The sequence below is a fragment of the Sphingomonas sp. BL-S-28 genome, from assembly GCF_055521515.1.
Genome location: NZ_CM145484.1, coordinates 2058588 through 2073832, shown reverse-complemented (window position 1 = coordinate 2073832; position 15245 = coordinate 2058588). Strand labels below are relative to the sequence as shown.

Sequence of the window (15245 nt, the reverse complement as noted above, 5' to 3'; positions counted from 1 at the left end):
GGGCAGGGTCGGCGCCAATCGGCCAGCCTCAGGCGGCATCGCTAAGCCCGGCGGGTTTGCAGCCCATCAGCCCCGGCAGCGATGCAAGCGCGGCTTGCCAGCCGGCATTCGTTTCGATCCAGGACCGCGCGCTGCGCCCCATCGCGGCCGCCTGCGCCGGATCGCCGGCCAGCGTAGATACCGCAGCGGCCAGCGCGGCATCGCTGTCCGCCACCGAAAAAGCCTCCGGCCCGGCCGGGATACCGGTTGCGGCGCCCGAGGAAAGCACCACGGGCAGGCCCATGCTCATCGCCTCCAGCACCTTGTTTTGCACCCCCCGCGCGATTTCCAGCGGGACGAGCGCCATGTCGGCCGCCGCCAGAAAGGGCCGCACGTCGTCCACCCGGCCCCAGACGCGGATACCGTCGCTCCCGTCCTGAGCGACAAGCGAGGCTGGCGGATTGCGGCCGACGACGTGAAGGCTGGCATCCGGGAACGATGCCCGCACCACGGGCATGATCCGCGTGATCGCCCGCTCCACGGCGGCGATGTTGGGGGCATAGTCCATCTGCCCGGTGAAGATCAGGCGCGGACCGGGCATGGCGGCCATGCGCGGTTCGGGCGAGATCTTCGCAGGATCGTAGAAATCGCTGTCGATGCCGCTGCCCAGTGCGCGGACGGTGCAGGACGGATCGGCCAGACGGTCGCGGAACAGCGCCGCTTCCGCCTCGCTCACCAGCAGCGTTGCCGACGCGCGGCGGGCGATGCGGGCTTCCTCGGCGGCGAGCAGGCGCCCTTCGCGCCGCTCCATCCAGGCGCGAAAACCGCGCCCATTGGCGCCGTAAGCCTCGAACTTGGCGGAATCGACGTCGACCAGATCGGCGATCACCCGCCCCGCGAAATCCGCCGGGACATATTGGCCGACTTGCCCGGAAAACAGGTAGATCGCGCCGATCCGCCGCGTGCGCAGGGTTTCGGCCACCCAGCGCGCCATGCGGGCATCATGGAACGCCGTCACGCTGATCGGCGCGCCACGTGCCAGCGATTCCAGCCCCGCGCGCGGCAGCGACTTGCCGCGATCGAGCAGCAGGTGGCTGGTCGCCAGTTGCGCCAGATCGCTCTCGCTCGCCCGGTCGGCCGGATCGTCGGCGAAGCAGCCCACGTGAACCGGGCCCATCCGTGCCAGCGCCTTCAGGATGTGGTGCGAACGGATCTTGTCCCCGCGATCCGGTGGAAACGGGATGCGGTGGGCCAGGAACAGCACTTCCATCAGCCGATCCCGCGCGCGATCAGCGGCCCCAGCCGGTTGGCGAGCGCCAGCGGCAGGCGTTGCCACACCTTGATCTGCAGAGAGAGCCCCGCGCTGGTGGGATCGGCATCGCGCTTGGCCGCGCTGGGCGCGGTCCATGCGGCATAGCTCAAGGGTTCCGGTTCGAAGCCCCAGTTCCGCTTGAAGTGATAAGCGCCGCTATTGGTCTTGGAACGGCCGAAGTCGAAATGCGAGGCTCCACGCACGCGGGCATGGCGCATCAGTTCGAAATACATCCGGTCATTGGCGCGCAAGGCCCGTGCGGCGTGGGTGCCCCCGCCCCAATAGGGCATCACCGCGCCCCGGTGGTAGAGCGAGATCACGCTGGCGACGGGTACGCCCTGATGGCGCACGGTCAAGATGTCCGCGTCGGCGCCGAATGCGTCAACAACCGCGTCGAGCAGCGCGCGGGGGAAGACCGGAGTACCGAGATTGCGATAGCTTGCGGCAAAGACCGCGTAGTGCGCCGCGCGGTCGCGCTCGCTGGTGCCGACCTCGATTTCGAGGTCGAAGCCCAGCCCTTTGCGCACCTCTGCACGCTGTTTGCGTGGGATCGCCAGCAGTTCCGCCTCGTCATCCGCGGCAAGCGGGCGCGCGAAGTTGCAGTGGCTCTCCGTCTTGCGCACCCAGCCCGGCCGCGCATCGGGCAGAACACCGCCGCGCAGTTCGATGGCAGGACAGGACAGGCGCAGCGCCAGTTCCTCCAGCGCGGCGAAGATGACTTCCTGGTCTGCCTGATCGGTGGTGAGCAGCCCGCCGCCGACGGCGAAGCCGCTGGAGGCCAGCAGCCGCCCGAATACCGGCGAGTGGATCGCGTTGAGCGGCAGAAAAGCTGCCAGTTCCCCCTGCTTTTCCTGCACCAGCGCCAGAGCGCGATTGCCGGTGGCCTTGGCGGCGGCGACGAACCAGCAGGGGCGATGGAACGGCGTGGCGTCGGGATGGCGTGCCAGGAACCCCTCGATCCGCGCCAGTTCGTCCGGGTCGGCAAGATCGAGCAGGCGGATACTGGCCGGCAGCGAAAACGGCGCGTTCATGCCGCCAACGTTTCTGCCAACGCTTCGGCCAGGATCGGGGCGACCGCCGCCTCTCGCGCGGCCAGTTCGTCCATCCGGCCCCAGCGGAATTCGCCCAACAGACGCCGCAGCTTGCCCGCCATCACGCTCAGATTGGTGTAGTGCCGCAGCCGGGAACGCAGCGGCGCGTTGCCGACGCGCGGTTGGCCGGGATCGATCTCCCACGGGTGGAAATAGAACACCGCCGGGCGGCCCTGCCCGTTCACCTGCCGGATCGCCCAGCGGGAGAAGGCATAAGGCAGCACGCGGAAGAACCCGCCGCCGCCCGCGGCCAGTCGCCGTCCGCGCAGCAGCGCGGTGGTTACCGGGATCTCGACGAAATCGGCACCCGCAATGGGCTGGAACGCGAAACGCGGGGCCTCTCGCCAGCCGTAGTGGTCGTGCACCACCGGCGCCACGCTGGAGGAATAGCGATAGCCCTGCTCGGCCAGCACGTCGAAAGCCCAAGGGGTGCGCGCGTCGATGGAAAAGCTGGGTGCTCGATACCCCGTCACGGGCGTGCCCGCGGCATCCTCTATCGCCTTGCGGGCGCGCGACAGGTCTTCGCCGAAGCGTGCCGCGTCCATGCGGAACACCCGCTCATGATCCCAGCCGTGGCTGGCGATTTCGTGCCCGGCATCGACGATGCGGCGGATCATCGCCGGATGACGCTCCGCAATCCAGCCCAGTGTGAAGAAGGTGCCGACGACGCCGGCATCGGCAAACAGCGCCAGAATCTCGTCGCAGTTGCGCTCCACCCGGCACGGCAGCGAGGGCCATTGGGCGCGGTCGATCACGGTTTCGAACGCGCCGACCTGGAACCAGTCCTCGACATCGACCGAAAGCCCGTTGATCGCCTGCCCGTTTACCGGGCGCACATCGCGCATGTCTCGCTCCGTTTCCGGGACGCCGGTTTGGATCAGGCCGCCGCGCGGTGGCCTGCGCCGCCCTCGAACCATTCGATCAGCATGGTCAGCATGTGGCGCAGCGTCGCTTCCTGCTCCGCCACGCGCGCTTCCAGACTGGCGACCTGCGCCTGGGCCTGGGCCAGTTGATCCTGCAAAGCCGCGACGGCTGCACCATCGCTCTGACCCGCAGGCGCATGGCGCGCCTCGTCGGCCGCAGCGGCGAGTTCCAGCACCGCGCGCTGCAATTCGTCGATCTGCATGTCCCGATGCGTCAGCGCCGCCTCGATCATCGCGGCGGTCGCAGCGGTATCGATGGCGATGGCCGGCGCGGCGGCAGCGGCTTGCGCCGAAACCTTGGCCTTGGTCTTCTTCGGCTGCGGGCTGACCAGCGCGCGGGCGCCATCGTCATCCAGCTCGCTCAGCACTTCGCGCAGCATCTCCGCGTCGATCCGCGTCTTCTGCTCGACCGCGCCCAGCAGCAGCAGGCGATTGAGCACCTGGTTGATGCGGCGCGGAATGCCGCCGGTGGCCGCATGGATTTCGGCATGGACATCGTCGTCAAAAGCGGGCTGCCCCTGCCAGCCGGCGCAAGCCAGACGGTGTTCGACGTAAGGCTTCACTTCGCGCACGGTCATCGCCGTCAGATGATGCGTGGCGATCACGCGCTGACGCAGCTGCTCCAGCTCCGGGCTTTCCAGCAGCGTCGCGCGGAATTCCGGCTGGCCCAGCAGCAGCGTCTGCAGCAGCGGATGCGCGCCCAGCTGGAAGTTGGAGAGCATCCGCAGTTCCTCGATGGCGCTCACCGAAAGGTTCTGCGCCTCATCGACGATCAGCAGGCAGCGACGGCCTGCACGCGCTTCCGAATGCAGGAAGCTTTCGATCGCGCCCAGCGCCGATGCCTTGTCATGCCCCGCCACCGGCAGGCCGAATTCCTGCGCGACGACGTGGACGATCTCCTCGCCATCCAGCGCGCTGGTCACAACCAAGCCCACGGTAAGCTGCGCGGGATCGATCGTTGCCATCAGGTGCGCAACCAGCGTGGACTTGCCCGCGCCGACTTCGCCGGTGATGACCACGAAGCCCTCTCCCTGCGCCAGGCCATAGCCCAGGTAGGACAGCGCCTTGCGGTGCGTCGCGCTCTCGAAATAGAACGCCGGATCGGGGGTGAGTTGGAAGGGCCTCGCCCGGAGCCCGTAGAAATCTTCGAACATTTCTCTGTTCTCCCACGAAACTCTTAAAAACTGTACCTCAACCCTGCCAGGGCAGATGCGGTCCAATAATCATCGCTGAGTGAATCGTCACGGCTTGCCCCGTCAAGGCTCAGCGCCAGCGTTGCTCGCAGCCGGCGCGCCAGCATCCGGTAATAGGACGCGCTGACGCCATAGCCTGCCACGTTGCCGGTCAGCGAATCGTTGCTGGACAGCCAGTTGGCATAGGCACTGGTGGACCAGCCCGCCTCGCGGCCCAGACGGCCGGAGAGATAGGCGGCCACCCACCAGTTTTCGTCGATCACGCCGTTCGCGGCTGCCAGCACCGAATCCTGCCGCGCGATGAAACGGCGATTGTCGTAACCGAAGCCGACGCCGCCATCGAGACGGCCGATCTTGGTAGACCAGCTGGCCGCGAAACCGCGCGCGCGGAACACGGCAGATCGCACCGAACCCAGCGTGCCCGAAAGGCAGTTGCCACCATCCAGAGAGGATACGCAGCCGCGCAGATCGCCCGTAACGGGATCGCGCACCGCCTCGAAATCGTCGGGCAGCTGGTCGATCGCGCGGTTGAGCTGGCCGCCGAAGCCGGACAGGTTGTTATAGACCACCAGGTTCACGCTGTTGCGGTCGTTCGGTGCCCAGGCCAGCGTGCCGCCATAAGCCGTGCCGCCGTAACGCCGGCCGAAATGCGCGGTGAGCGAGGTGCGCGGGCCGGGCCGCCACATCACCGCCACGTCCCAGATCAGTCCGCTGACGTCATAGGCCAGTTCGCGCGGTGCGCTCTTGTCCGTCTTGTACCGGCCATTGCTGCCGATCACGGGATTGCCGTCCGCATCGCGAAGCACATCGCGGCTGGAGACTTGCACATCCTCGTAGCCCAGCGCGCCGACCAGACGGACGGTGCGGCTGACGGGTACGGTCACCAGCCCCCGCGCCTGTGCATCACGCACGCGCTGATCAAGGTTGGAAACGTCTTCCTGATAGAAGCTGCCGGCCACGCCCAGCCCCACGGGGGCGATGACGTAAGGCGCGACGCCCGCCTCCGCGTCCGCCACTTGCGTCACGCTGTGATCGAAGATGTCGGTCGCCGACGCCCCCGGCGTGACGACGTAGGCATTGGGCTGGTCTACCTTGGTATAACCCGCCCGGTAGTCGGCCGAGAGGTCGATATCGCCGGCCCGCGTCTTGAACGAAGGGCCACCGTAGACCGAATAGATATTGGTGCGCGATTTCACCGGAACCAGTCCGCCGGAAAGCGCCGCGCCGCGATTGTCCACGCTGGTCTGCGTGGCGAGAGCGCCCGCCTCCAGCGTCAGGCCCGGGGCGATGGTGGTGTAGCCACGCGCGACGCCGCTGATGACGTCGCCGTTGGTCGCCTTGCCCCAGCCGATCTGCTTCTGATAGCGGACCGATGCCGCCAGCGCGTTGTTGCGCCCCTCGATCGAAGCATCGACGCCCACCGCCAGCTGCGTCCAGGTAAGAACATCGTTGCCCGGCGAAAGCTCCGCCGTCACGATCTGGTCCACCTCGATATAGGGCGATACTTCCAGACGGCGCGTGCCCTTGGTGCCGCCACGGCCTTTTCGGCCGGTGGATTTGCCGGGCGTGCCGGCATCGGCTCCACCACCGGCTGTACCACTGGCGCCATCGCCGGAAGCCGAGGAACCGCCCGCAGGCTCATAACCCATGGATTGGGCCAGAGCAGTTGCGGGTATCAGGGCAATAGAAACAAGCGCACCGGCAAGGCACGCCACCGAACGTCCAAACTTCATCCACTGTACCCGTAATAGGCGCCGAACCGGCGGCCGCTCGGGCTGAACTGTGCAGCGTTGAGCAGGAGTTGAACATTCGGGCAGCCGTCCAGCAGGGATACGGCATCTTCCAGCGCGCCCTGCCCGGTACGGTCTGCGCGCACTATCACCACCACCTGGCCGACATGCTTGGCCAGTTCGGCGGCGGGCGATGCGGCCAGCGCGGGCGGGGAATCGAAGATCACGATGCGGCGCGGCGCGCCCTCGGTCAGCCGGGCCAGCACTTGCGCCGCGCGCGAAGTGCCCAGGTATTCGCTGTCGTTCACCGTCGTATCGCCGGCCGGCAGTACCCAGAGGCCGGGCACATCGGTGCCAAGCACGCAATCGGCCACGTCGATGCTCTCGTCCATCAGCGCGTCCATCAGCCCGTGCCCGCCGGGGAGGCCCAGCGTGGAGAGGATCGACGGTTTGGCGAAATCGGCATCGACCAGCAGGACCTCGCTCTCCTTCTCGGCCGCGATGGCCAGCGCAAGGTTGAGCGCGCAGTAGGTCTTGCCCTCGCCCGGGTGGGGTGAACTGATCAGCACGCGCTGCGCGGCAGCACCGGCGTTCTGGCGGCGAAGCTCGGCCGACTGCACCAGAAGGTGACGCTTGACGATGCGGAACTCTTCCAGAAGCGCGGTCACGGCACCTTCGGGCACGATCAGGCCCTGATCGCGCAGCCGATCCCGATCGATCGGGTGGCGCGGACCAGCGAATGACAGCGGCGCGACGGCTTCGTGTACGGGCGCTGCGGCAGCCGAAGTTTCGACTGCAGGAACGGCAGGCTCTTCCGCAGCCGGGGCCGCCAATGCCGCAGGCGTAACGGGCTTTACCGGGGCAACTGGCTTTACCGGCGCCTGCACGGGGACAGGCGATACCGGCGGCACCGAAATCGCCGGACGCATCATGCGCGTAAAGTCGAAGCGGCTGGCAGCGCGCTCGATCAGCGATTCGCGCGGCTGCGCGTTATCGCCTGCGTCTGCACCGTGATCTTCTGGCACGGGAAGCTTGCTGTGTTCGGTCATCGTTGCCGTATCCTCAGACCACCGTGCCGCGCTGGATGAATTCCACCGCCAGCAACACCACGAACAGCGCCCCCAATCCGGCGCCAACACCGCAGAACTGTTTCAGGCGGCGCGCACGCACCGCCCGCGCGCCATCGGTAAGGTGCTGCGAGATCGCGCCCAGCACCGGCAGCCCGGTCGCCTGTTCCAGCCTGCCGGCGGTCGCGAATACGGAACGCAGGCGGCTGAGGGCAAAGGCCGCCATGCAACCGCCACCGATGCCGACCAGCAGCACGCCGAACAGCAGCAGCGGGCGATTAGGCGCCACTGGCTTGCGCGGGCTCGTCGGCGGATCGACCACCTGGAACTTCACCGCCTCGCGCCCGGTCTTCACTTCGCCGCGCAGGCGCAGTTCCTCGCGGTCCTGCAGAAGCTTGTCGTACTGTTCCTTGAGCACATCGTAGTCGCGGTTGATCCGCTGCGCCTGGGTGGCCAGTTCGGGGTCCTGAATGGCCGATGCGGTGAGCGAGCCGATGTCGGACTGCAAGCCCGCCTTGCGCGCCACGAGCGCCTGCACGGCCGCTTGGCGTTCCGCCCGGATCGACTGGAGCGAGCTATAGGCCGGGTTCGGCGTGCCGCCGCCACTCGCCGCTTCCTGCGCCGCCGGGCCTTTCAGCGCAGCGATCTGGTTGCGGGCGGCGATCACGTCGGGGTGATTGTCGGTAAGGCCACGCGCCTTCATCGAAGCGAGGTCGGCCTGCGCACGCGCCAGCGCCGCACCGGCGCCGCTGCCGGCCGTACCGGGAAGCGTGCGCGGGGTGCTGGCAAGCTGGCCGTCCATGGAGGCAAGCGCACTCTGCGCCGCCACCAGATCGGCCTCCACATCGCGAAGCTGCGTGCGCGACGAATCCAGCCGCTGCACGACGGCGACGCCGCCCTGCGCGAGTTCCGGGTGCTGCGCTTCGAAGGACGTGCGGCGCTGTTCGGCGCTTTCCAGCTCCTTTTCGCGCTGGCGCAGCTGCTGGTTCACGAATTCCAGCGTCTCCACCATGTCACCCTTGTCGCCGGCGAGATTTTCCTCACGGAAGATGTCGATCATCTTCTGCGCGATCTCATGCGCCAGCTTGGCATTCTCGGCGTCGGAGAACGATCCGTAGTCCGCGGTGGCGGTGATCTGGAAAAGGTTGTCCTCCTGGCTGACGACCTTCACCTTGTTGCCCAGCCGCAGCACCGCCGCTTCCATCTGGACGGGCGAATTGACGGTGGCGCCAAGGCGCGTGCCGCGCACGACCTTTTCCAGATTGACGGCGCTGGTCAGCGTCTGGCGGATGCGTTCGATATCGCGCTTCTTGTCGGCCACGCCGATGCCCACCTGCTCTGCCAGGGCATCGTCAAGCTGGATGAAAATGCGCGCCTGCGATTCGTAGCCGTTGGGAATCAGGGCAACCACCAGCCAGCCGGCAAGGCAGATCGCCCAGGCCACGGCCAGCGCGATCCAGCGGCGGTGCCAGACGCTGTGGACCGCGCTCAGCAGTTCTTCGTAGAGGCCGTTCATGTCGCCCTAAGCCCCTCTCAGAACATGCTCTCGGGGATGATGATCACATCGCCGGGGCTGAGCATGACGTTGGCCTTGCTCTCGCCCTTCTTCAGCAGATCGGCCAGACGCAGCGCATATTCCTTCTGCGTGCCGCTGGCCTTGTCGAACCGGATCAGCTTGGCGCGATTGCCCGCCGCGTATTCGGACAGGCCGCCCACCGCGATCATCGCGTCCAGCACGGTCATGTTCGCGCGGTAGGGGATCGACGCCGGCTTCTCGGTCGCGCCGACGATGCGGATCTGCTGGCTGAACGTACCGGAAAACCCGTCTACGATCACGGAAACCAGCGGATCCTCGATATATTGCGAAAGCTGGAGGCGGATGTCCTCCGCCAGCATCGCCGGGGTCTTGCCCACGGCCGGCATGTCCGCGATCAGCGGCGTGGTGATGCGTCCGTCCGGACGAACCTGCACTTTCGCGCCCAGTTCCGGGTTGCGCCAGACAAAGATCGTCAACTGATCGAGCGGCCCGATCACGTATTCCTCGCCCGGCCCTTCCTGCATCGCCACGAACTGCGCCGGCGGCAACTGCGGCCGCGAGGCCGCATCTGCGCAACCCGTCAACACCACGCCGGCCAGCGCGGAGCCGCCCAAAAGGCGGATAATTCGGGACTGCAGCATAAATACATTCCTCCAGCGCCGGCCCGTAGAGGAAGGCACCTCATACGGACATGGCAGAATCCAGCCTCCGCTATCGGTTAAAAGGGTGAACATTGCGTTAGCCAATTCACCCCGATTCGGGAGTAGTCCCGAGTTGGGACAGACTTGCCGCTAATGCTGAAACAGCTGCTAGACCAGCATTTCGCGCGCCGGTCCCTGCCCCAGGAACGCCGCCGGGCTGGCACTGGCACCGTAAGCCCCGGCACAGAAAACCACGATCAGATCGCCCACGTCTGCGCGCGGAAAACCGCCTTTATCCGCGAGCTTATCGAGCGGAGTGCATAAGCATCCAACGATCGAGGCCTCTTCCTCCACCGGCGCGTCGAACCGCGTGGCGATGGCCGAGGGATAGTTGCGGCGGACCACCGTGCCGAAGTTGCCGGAGGCGGCAAGCTGGTGGTGCAGCCCGCCATCGGTGACCAGGAAGACTTCACCATGGCTGACCTTCCGGTCGATCACGCGGGCGATGTAGACGCCTGCCTCGCCCACCAGATAGCGGCCGAGTTCGATACAGAATTCCGTTTCGCGCAGAATTTCGGGCAGCGATTCGAACCGTTCCGACAGGCGCGCGCCCACTTCGGAAAGGTCCAGCGGGACATCGCCGGGGAAGTAGGGGATGCCCAGCCCGCCGCCCAGATTGCAGTGCGGCAGCGCCGCGCCGCTCGCTTCGGCCAGACGGGCGGCAAGATCCAGCGTCTGCCCCTGCGTTTCCGCGATGGCCGTCGCATCCAGCGCCTGTGAACCGGCGAAGATGTGAAACCCGCGCCATTCCGCGCCGCTGGCGATCACTTCGCGAACCAGCGCGGGCACCCGCTCGGCATCGATGCCGAACGGCTTGGCACCGCCGCCCATCTTCATGCCCGACCCCTTGAGATCGAAATCCGGGTTCACGCGAATGGCGAGGCGCGGCGTGCGGCCCAGCTTGTCACCGATGGCGAAGGCACGGCGCGCCTCGGCCTCGGATTCGAGATTGAGAGTGACACCGGCCGCGATCGCCGCCTCCAGTTCGCGGTCACGCTTGCCGGGGCCGGCGAAGCTGACGGTCGCCGGATCGATCCCGGCGCCGCGCACGATGTCCAGTTCGCCGCCGGATGCGATATCGAAGCCGTCGACCAGCCCGCTCATCAACGTCAGCAGCGCGCCGAAGGGGTTGGCCTTCACCGCATAATGCAGCGCCAGTTTCGCCGGCATCGCCGCCCGCAACTGCGCGACACGGCGGCGAACCAATTCGGCGCTGTAGAGGAACAGCGGCGTGTCACCGGCCTGCGCAACCCATTCGATCACCGGCTTACCGCCCACCGCGAGCACGCCGTCGAGTGCTTCGTAACCCTTTGGTATCGGACCCAGCGGCTTCACGAGGCCATCTCCGCAAGTTCGGCCGCAAGGCCGGTCCGGTCGATCTTGCCATTGGGACCGATGGGCATGGCATCGCGCCAGTGAATGACTTGGGGCATCATGAAATTAGGCAACTCTTCCTTAAGCTTACGCGGCAATTCTTCTGCGCCATCCAAGGTTCCGGGCGCAGTGCGAACGACGAGATGAACCGCCTGCCCCAACCTTGGATCGGCCACGCCCAGCGCGACGGCTTCGGCGACGAGGCCGGTGGCCAGCGCGGCCTCTTCCACTTCCTGCGGGCTGATGCGATTGCCGGCGGACTTGATCATGGCGTCACGACGGCCGACGAAATAGAGCAGCCCATCGGCTTCACGCTTCACCCGATCCCCCGACCAGACCGCCATGCCGCCATAGCGGGAAGCGGCAGGCGCAGGCTTGTAGCGCTCCGCCGTACGCTCTGGATCCTGCCAGTATCCTTGCGCCACCAGCGGGCCGGAATGGACGAGTTCGCCCTCCTCTCCATTCTGAGAAATATTTCCCAAATCATTGATTACAAGCACTTCTGCGTGGGGAATTTCCTTGCCCATCGATGTCGGGTGCGTGTCTATCAGCGCGGGATCGAGATAAGTGGAGCGGAACGCCTCGGTCAGTCCGTACATCGCGAAAAGCCGGGCTTGCGGGAACAGTGCGCGCAAGCGGCGGACCAGATCCACGGTCAGCGCCCCACCGCTGTTGGTCAGGCGGCGCAACCGGGCAGCGGTTTCCACCGGCCAGTCGAGTTCGGTGATCTGCACCCAGAGCGGCGGCACGGCGGCCAACGTAGTGATCCCGTGCCGCTCCACCGCCTTCACGACGTCACGCGGCATCAGATAGTCCAGCGGCACCACGCAGCCGCCCGCGTGCCATGTGGAAAGCAACTGGTTCTGACCGTAATCGAACGACAGCGGCAGCACCGCCAGCGTGCGATCATCCGAAGCAAGGCCCAGATAATCGTGAACGCTCTCCGCCCCCAGCCACATGTTGGCATGGCTGAGCATCACGCCCTTGGGCCGCCCGGTCGAACCGCTGGTGTACAGGATCGCGGCCAAATCGTCGGGATCGGCCTGCGATGGCGGCAGATCGCCGCCAAATTCCTGCGCATTGGCCAACGCCGCCACTTCCTCCACCAGACGGCAGGCGGCCGGAACGTCCGCTTCGCCCAAGGTCGCCAGCCGCGCGGGGGTGCCGATCAGCATAACCGCGCCGCTGTCCGCAAGGATATGCGCCACTTGCGCGTGCTTCAGCAGCGGATTGACCGGAACGTGCACCAGCCCCGCCCGCGCCGCGGCCAGCGGCATCAGGCAGGTCAGTTCACCTTTGGCCGCCCAGGTGGCGACACGCGCCCCTTTTTCGGGAATTTCACGTGCCAACCATGCCGCAAGCCGAGAGACACGCGATCTTAAGGCCTTGTAGTCCAGCGTCTCTCCACGCAACACCAGCGCCGGGGCATCGTCTGCCCCGCGCAGCGCCAGATGGTCGAGCGGCAGGATCGGGTTTTCGGGACTGCCGCTCATGGTGAGGAAAGGCTCCGCAAGAGGTTCGTAGCTACGTGGTAAACGTCGATTATCACCGCGATCTTAAGCAAGTGCAATCGGATGGCCCGCTAGCGATGTGGCTCTCCGAGAGCAACCAGCGTGCGCCGTTCGACCGGCTGGAGTGGTTTGCGATGTTGGCCGAACATTGCGGTATCGCCCCGCTGATCGCAGTGGCGCGGGACGGGAACGAGCTGGCGGTGCTGCCGCTGACCGGGAAATCGGGTGAACTTACGGCTCTATCAAACTGGTATTCCTTTCGATTTCGTCCTCTAATCGCGAAATCGGACGCGTTGCTGCCGGCATTGGCAAACGATCTGCGCAAGCAGGCACATCGTGTAACGCTGCATGGCGTGCCCGATGAAGATGGCAGCGCCGCGCGGCTGGAACAGGCTTTCGGCAAGTCCGGCTGGGTCGTCTCCCGCTCGCGGTGCGATACCAATCACGTGCTGCTGATCGCCGGGCGCGGTTACGACGAATATATCGCCTCTCGCCCCGGCCCTTTGCGCACCACGCTGAAGCGCAAGTCCGGCAAAGTGATGACGGCCGTCTTCGATCATTTCGACGCCGCTGCATGGGCGGCTTATGAGGACATCTACGCCGAAAGCTGGAAGACGGCGGAAGGCAGCCCCGCATTCCTGCATGCCTTTGCGGTGGCCGAAGGCGCCGCCGGGCGGCTGCGGCTGGGCGTCGCCCATGTGGGCGGAGAGGCCGTGGCCGCGCAGATGTGGACAGTGGAAGGCGGCACCGCGTGGATCCACAAGCTCGCCCACCGGGAAAGCGCGAAGCCATTCTCCCCCGGATCGGTGCTGAGCGCGGCGCTGTTCCGCCGTGTGATCGACATCGACAAGGTAGACCTCGTCGATTTCGGCACGGGCGATGATCCCTACAAGCGCGACTGGATGGAAATTGTGCGGCCGCGATACAGGTTGGAGATGTATCGGCCGCTCGATCCCAGAAACTGGCTGCATATCGCCAAACACGGCGCGCGCCGCCTTGCCGCAGCCGCGAAGCGCGGCTAGAGGCGCGGAGATTACGACAATGCCCGAAGAGAGGGGCCATGCAAGACGACACCGACCTGCTGCTGCGCCGCATCCTGACGGACGTGCTGGGCCTGAAGCAGGGACAAGCCGAGACTTTTCAGGCCGATACCGGCCTGTTCGGACACCTGCCCGAACTCGATTCGATGGCCGTTGCCGGCCTGCTGACCGAGCTGGAAGACCGTCTGGATATCATCATCGAGGACGACGAGATCGACGGCGAGATGCTGGAGACTTTCGGCGCCTTGCTGGAATTCGCCAAGGCCAAGCGCGCCACGGCCTGACCTGCCTTGATGGGGGGATCGCCCGATGAGCCCCCTCACCTGGCCCTGCCCCCTGCCTGAAGGTGGTGCGAGCGAGGAATATGCCCTCGCCTGCGATCGCGGCTGCGCGTCGCGCCTGCTGATCGTTCCCGCACTATTCGATGAAGCAAACCGCCTGCGGCGTTTCTGCGCCGAAGTCATGCGGCGGCTGGACCGGGCGGGCATCGATGCATTCCTGCCCGACCTTCCCGGCACTAACGAGAGCCTGCGCGATCTTCGCGATCAGGACGCCGAAAGCTGGCGCGCGGCGATGACGGCTGCGGTCGGTCATTTCGGCGCAACCCATGTGCTCGCCCTGCGCGGAGGATGCCTGGTCACCCCGACCGCCCTCCCCGCGTGGCATTATGCGCCGGTGAAGGGAGCCAATATCCTGCGCTCGATGCTGCGCGCCCGTATGCTCGCCAGCCGCGAGGCCGGGCGGGAGGAAAATCGCGAGGTCTTGACGGAAACGGCGCATCGCGATGGCATCGTGTTGGCCGGATATCCGCTGGGTCCGGCACTGTTCCGCGATCTTGAAGCGCTCGCGCCCGATCCGTCAGTGCCCGTCATCGCGCAGGAGCAATTGGGCGGCAGCGGCCTCTGGCTGCGCGCCGAGCCGGACGAGGATGCGGCACAGGCCGATGCCTTGGCCGCCTTGCTGATTGAGGGGATGCGCGCATGACACGGCGGCATTTCACGTTCGCCTGCGAAGGCTCGGAGCTTGCCGCCAGTCTCGATGAAGCTGCCGGAACCACGGCACTGCTGATTGTTTCCGGCGGCAACGAGACCCGCGCCGGGGCGTGGAACGGGCAAGCCCTGCTCGCCGCCCGCATCGCTACCGAGGGCTACCCTGCACTGCGCTTCGACCGTCGCGGCGTGGGCGACAGCGAGGGGATCAACCGAGGCTTCCGCTCCAGCGGGCCGGACATGGCCGCCGCGATTGCCGCGCTCCGAGTGCAGTGTCCGCAAGTCTCCCGCGTGGTCGGCTTCGGCAATTGCGATGCCGCCAGCGCGCTGATGCTGGCCGGTGGCGCGGGTCTGGATGGGCTGGTGCTGTCGAACCCATGGACGTTCGACGAGGATGCCGCCGACGAGGCTCCCGCCGAAGTCGTGCGCGATCACTATCGGCGTCGGCTTGCCGATCCGGCGGCTTTGAAGCGGCTTCTTACCGGAAAAGTGGCGGTTGTCCCGCTGCTGCGCAGTCTGCTGGCGGCGGCGCGCCCCGCTCCGGCCGTGCCGAAGGGGCTTGCTGCGGAAATAGCGGCGGGAATTGCGGAGTTCGGAGGACCGGTCCGGTTTCTGGTCGCGGGGCGGGATCGTACCGGGCTCGCCTTCGCGGCGAATTGGAATAAGGCCGATGCCCGCCTGCAATCATGCCCGGAGGCTTCGCATAGCTTTGTCGAGCCGGCAGCGCAGGACTGGCTGGCAGGTCAGGTGCTGGAATGTCTTGAGGCTGTGGCGCCGCGCGCGGCCCACTAAACTCCG

Annotated in this window: 14 protein-coding genes; 4 read left to right on the top strand and 10 right to left on the bottom strand. The window is 66.5% G+C overall.

Features of this window, described 5'->3' with window-relative positions; all coding sequences use genetic code 11:
* Nucleotides 1-28 precede the first annotated feature (28 nt).
* The 10 genes from ACZ1JC_RS18550 to ACZ1JC_RS18505 all read right to left on the bottom strand — a co-directional run bounded on the left by ACZ1JC_RS18550 (nt 29) and on the right by ACZ1JC_RS18505 (nt 12400).
* Entirely contained in the window at nt 29-1249 is a 1221-nt protein-coding gene (locus ACZ1JC_RS18550) for a TIGR03087 family PEP-CTERM/XrtA system glycosyltransferase (protein WP_465135476.1), read from the bottom strand.
* On the bottom strand, nt 1249-2322 hold the full coding sequence (locus ACZ1JC_RS18545) for a FemAB family XrtA/PEP-CTERM system-associated protein (protein ID WP_465135477.1): 1074 nt from the start codon (nt 2320-2322) through the stop codon (nt 1249-1251). The genes ACZ1JC_RS18550 and ACZ1JC_RS18545 overlap by 1 nt, the downstream gene beginning before the upstream one ends.
* A complete protein-coding gene (locus ACZ1JC_RS18540; RefSeq protein WP_465135478.1) occupies nt 2319-3227 on the bottom strand; it encodes an XrtA system polysaccharide deacetylase in 909 nt (302 codons plus the stop codon). The genes ACZ1JC_RS18545 and ACZ1JC_RS18540 overlap by 4 nt, the downstream gene beginning before the upstream one ends.
* Nucleotides 3228-3259: 32 nt before the next feature.
* Nucleotides 3260-4459 (bottom strand): XrtA/PEP-CTERM system-associated ATPase, encoded by a 1200-nt coding sequence (locus ACZ1JC_RS18535; RefSeq protein ID WP_465135479.1) that lies wholly within the window; start codon nt 4457-4459, stop codon nt 3260-3262.
* Nucleotides 4460-4482: 23 nt separating this feature from the next.
* Complete coding sequence (locus ACZ1JC_RS18530; RefSeq protein WP_465135480.1) at nt 4483-6147, bottom strand: preprotein translocase subunit YajC; 1665 nt, start codon at nt 6145-6147, stop codon at nt 4483-4485.
* Between the two features lie 80 nt (nt 6148-6227).
* Nucleotides 6228-7277: a P-loop NTPase family protein gene (locus tag ACZ1JC_RS18525; RefSeq protein WP_465135481.1), complete on the bottom strand. Its 1050-nt coding sequence runs from the start codon at nt 7275-7277 to the stop codon at nt 6228-6230.
* A 13-nt stretch (nt 7278-7290) separates the two neighbouring features.
* Nucleotides 7291-8811, bottom strand: a complete 1521-nt coding sequence (locus ACZ1JC_RS18520; protein ID WP_465135482.1) for an XrtA system polysaccharide chain length determinant — start codon at nt 8809-8811, stop codon at nt 7291-7293.
* A gap of 17 nt (nt 8812-8828) precedes the next feature.
* Entirely contained in the window at nt 8829-9473 is a 645-nt protein-coding gene (locus tag ACZ1JC_RS18515; protein WP_465135483.1) for an XrtA/PEP-CTERM system exopolysaccharide export protein, read from the bottom strand.
* A gap of 168 nt (nt 9474-9641) precedes the next feature.
* Entirely contained in the window at nt 9642-10868 is a 1227-nt protein-coding gene (locus ACZ1JC_RS18510) for a pyridoxal-dependent decarboxylase, exosortase A system-associated (RefSeq protein ID WP_465135484.1), read from the bottom strand.
* Complete coding sequence (locus ACZ1JC_RS18505; protein WP_465135485.1) at nt 10865-12400, bottom strand: acyl-CoA ligase (AMP-forming), exosortase A system-associated; 1536 nt, start codon at nt 12398-12400, stop codon at nt 10865-10867. Before ACZ1JC_RS18505 ends, ACZ1JC_RS18510 begins: the two co-directional genes overlap by 4 nt.
* A gap of 35 nt (nt 12401-12435) precedes the next feature.
* Here ACZ1JC_RS18505 and ACZ1JC_RS18500 point away from each other — a divergent pair, with 35 nt between their 5' ends.
* Genes ACZ1JC_RS18500 through ACZ1JC_RS18485 form a run of 4 tightly spaced genes read left to right on the top strand, consistent with a single transcriptional unit; the run spans nt 12436 to nt 15239 of the window.
* Nucleotides 12436-13440 (top strand): GNAT family N-acetyltransferase, encoded by a 1005-nt coding sequence (locus tag ACZ1JC_RS18500; protein ID WP_465135486.1) that lies wholly within the window; start codon nt 12436-12438, stop codon nt 13438-13440.
* Between the two features lie 38 nt (nt 13441-13478).
* Complete coding sequence (locus ACZ1JC_RS18495) at nt 13479-13742, top strand: phosphopantetheine-binding protein (RefSeq protein WP_465135487.1); 264 nt, start codon at nt 13479-13481, stop codon at nt 13740-13742.
* Nucleotides 13743-13767: 25 nt separating this feature from the next.
* Nucleotides 13768-14442 carry an alpha/beta hydrolase family protein gene (locus tag ACZ1JC_RS18490; RefSeq protein ID WP_465135488.1) on the top strand — a complete coding sequence of 225 codons (675 nt, stop codon included), beginning with the start codon at nt 13768-13770 and terminating at the stop codon, nt 14440-14442.
* Entirely contained in the window at nt 14439-15239 is an 801-nt protein-coding gene (locus ACZ1JC_RS18485) for a hydrolase 1, exosortase A system-associated (RefSeq protein ID WP_465135489.1), read from the top strand. The genes ACZ1JC_RS18490 and ACZ1JC_RS18485 overlap by 4 nt, the downstream gene beginning before the upstream one ends.
* The last annotated feature ends 6 nt before the right edge of the window (nt 15240-15245 follow it).